Here is a 530-nt window from a genome sequence, read left to right on the forward strand (position 1 = left end):
ACCACCCGTTAGACGGGTGGTTATGATTAAACAAGTCTCAATAGTGCTTAACTGGAAAATTGTAACTCTCATATCAGTCGCTTCAAACATATTTCTTGCTAGTTTGCTATAAGCGTGATTAAATAGGATTTGTAAGAAAACTTATAAAGGAGAACCGATATGAATCCAATGGAATTATTTAACCAAGTAAAAGAAATGATCGAAAAGAAAGATTTCGAAGCTGCTAAAAAGTTTGTCGATGAAAACAAAGATGATTTGGGCGAGTATTTCGACCAAGCTAAATCTCTTGTTTCAGGTAACGAAATGGTCAGTGGAGCTTTAGACAAGATTAAAGGCCTATTCTAAGACGAAATCCCCGCAATCAATAGGATTGCAGGGATTTTTTATATTTAGAAGTCCTATTTAGAGACGGTGCCCATCTTAGTCTAAAATTTTTTAGAACAAGCAAAAAAAAGAGATTCCCTAAGGAACCTCTTTTCATTCTGGCTCTATAATTTCTATAGTGGGTAAAACTACTGTAGAGATTATAG

The 530-nt window shown here is 34.7% G+C and carries 1 protein-coding gene; it reads left to right on the forward strand.

Annotated features, from left to right (window positions below):
* Positions 1-159 precede the first annotated feature (159 nt).
* The gene (locus HMPREF2571_RS05825; RefSeq protein ID WP_002886071.1) at positions 160-345 is read left to right on the forward strand and encodes a hypothetical protein; all 186 of its coding nucleotides are present in this window, start codon (positions 160-162) and stop codon (positions 343-345) included.
* Positions 346-530: the final 185 nt, after the last annotated feature.

Origin of the sequence: Streptococcus sp. HMSC068F04 (assembly GCF_001837455.1) — a bacterium.
Taxonomy (GTDB): domain Bacteria; phylum Bacillota; class Bacilli; order Lactobacillales; family Streptococcaceae; genus Streptococcus; species Streptococcus salivarius_D.